This is a genomic window from Caballeronia sp. (assembly GCF_049581465.1).
GTDB lineage: Bacteria > Pseudomonadota > Gammaproteobacteria > Burkholderiales > Burkholderiaceae > Caballeronia.
On record NZ_JBAUSA010001262.1, the window covers coordinates 1 to 1,997 of the forward strand.

At 64.7% G+C, this 1,997-nt stretch carries 1 protein-coding gene and 1 pseudogene; one reads left to right on the forward strand and one right to left on the reverse strand.

Features of this window, described 5'->3' with window-relative positions:
• Positions 1–324, reverse strand: a pseudogene (locus WCA53_RS30595) (inositol monophosphatase); the annotation flags it as partial.
• Positions 325–667: 343 nt separating this feature from the next.
• Here WCA53_RS30595 and WCA53_RS30600 point away from each other — a divergent pair.
• A partial coding sequence (locus WCA53_RS30600; RefSeq protein ID WP_423920278.1) for a S53 family peptidase occupies positions 668–1,997 on the forward strand: 1,330 nt, incomplete at its 3' end.

The window sequence follows — 1,997 nt, forward strand, 5'->3', positions numbered from 1 at the left end:
GGTGTCGCCCGTCGCCGCGTGATGTTGACGCGCCAGTTCGAGCCATTCGTCGGCTGCGCGCTCGGCGAGAAAACCGGCGGCGATCTGGGTGCCCGACAACACCAGGGAGTCGCCGGTGTTGCCGAGGGGAAACACATATTCGTCGCTCAGGACCTGCATGGCGCTCACGTTTTTGTACGTCTTGCGGGGCGCATCGATACCGGTCGCCGAGTCGTGGCGCGTGTGCGAGAGGACGTGCGCGGCAAGGTCGGCTGCGCTTGGACCTGCGTGTTTCCCGGTCGCAGTGCCGGATGGGAGCAGAGCCAGCAGGGATAAGTGCTTCATGAACGCCATCTCCGTCTTGTGGGGTGGAATGCGTAGCCAAGGCAGTGGCTTGTGCATGCTGACGCCGTTTTAATTCCTCGAAGCGGGTGCGGCGCGCAGCTTGCTACAGGGTACCCGCGGGAAACTCGCGGGCAATTCGCGTCGTTACCGACAGATTACATGGAGCCCGTGTCAATCGCCCACAAGCGCGAGCATCGAGTTAGCAATTTGTGCGGTTCGGCACCTCAGGGTCAGCTAGCCGTGAGCGTCATCTGTGCGACACCGAATTGACAGGTCCCGCTAATCGACGCATAAGTTGACGCAATCGTTTGCATGTTTCATACGACCGGGGACTAGCGAAGCCATGACAACCCATCCGATACCCGGCAGCGACAACGCCCAGCCCGACGGTGCGCGATGTATCGGCGCGTGCGATCCGGACGAACAGATCGAAGTCGTGATGATGCTGCGCCGGCACGATGAAGCCGGCTTCCGGCAACTGATGAACCAGATCGACGCGGGCAAAGCCGATGCCGTACCCGTCTCGCGCGAGGATTTCGGCAAGCGCTTTGGCGCGTCGGATGCGGATGTCGAGAGGGCTGAAGCGTTCGCTCAGGAACACGGCCTGAAGGTGGTTCGCGCCGACGCCGCGGCGCGCAGCGTGGTCCTGTCGGGCACGATCGCGCAGTTCGGCACGGCCTTTGGCGTCAAGCTCGAGCGCTATGAACATCACGCGATCGGGGACTATCGGGGAAGGTCGGGGCCGGTCAACGTGCCCTCGGACATGAAGGACATGGTGACCGCCGTACTGGGACTCGACAGCCGTCCGCAGGCGCGTCCGCATTTTCGCTTGCCGTCGCCGTTCAGGCCGGCGGTGGCGCAAAGCGAGTCCTACACCCCGCTCGATCTCGCCCGGATCTACAATTTTCCGGCTGGCGACGGCACTGGCCAGTGCGTCGGCATCATCGAACTGGGTGGGGGATACAGCCAGAGCGACCTCAGCACGTATTTCACCCAGCTTGGCGTCGGCGCGCCTGACGTGATGTCGGTGGCCGTCGACCAGGCTGGAAACGCGCCGACGGGCAATCCGAACGGCCCGGACGGCGAGGTGACGCTGGACGTCGAGATTGTCGGGGCCATCGTGCCGGGCGCGCGCATCGCCGTGTATTTTTCGCCGAACACCGACGCGGGTTTCGTCGACGCGGTGAGCCGCGCGATCCACGACGACGTCAACAAGCCTTCGGTAGTCTCGATCAGCTGGGGCAGCCCGGAATCGAACTGGACCGCGCAATCGCAAAACGCGTTCAACGACGTCCTGCAATCGGCCGCCGTACTCGGCGTGACGGTGTGCGTAGCGTCTGGCGACGGCGGTTCCAGTGACGGCGCAACCGACGGTCAGGATCACGTCGACTTTCCCGCGTCGAGCCCCTACGTGCTGGCTTGCGGCGGGACGCATTTGACGGCATCGGCATCGGCGTCGACCCAAGGCATCGGCCAGGAAGTGGTGTGGAATGACGGCGATCAGGGCGGAGCGGGCGGTGGCGGCATTAGCGCGACCTACGCGTTGCCGGTCTGGCAGCAAGGCTTGAGCGTGACGCGCACGGACGGCGGCGAGGGCGGTGGCAAAACCGCGCTCAGCCAGCGCGGCGTGCCGGATGTGGCCGGCGACGCATCGCCGGAAACGGGCTATCAGG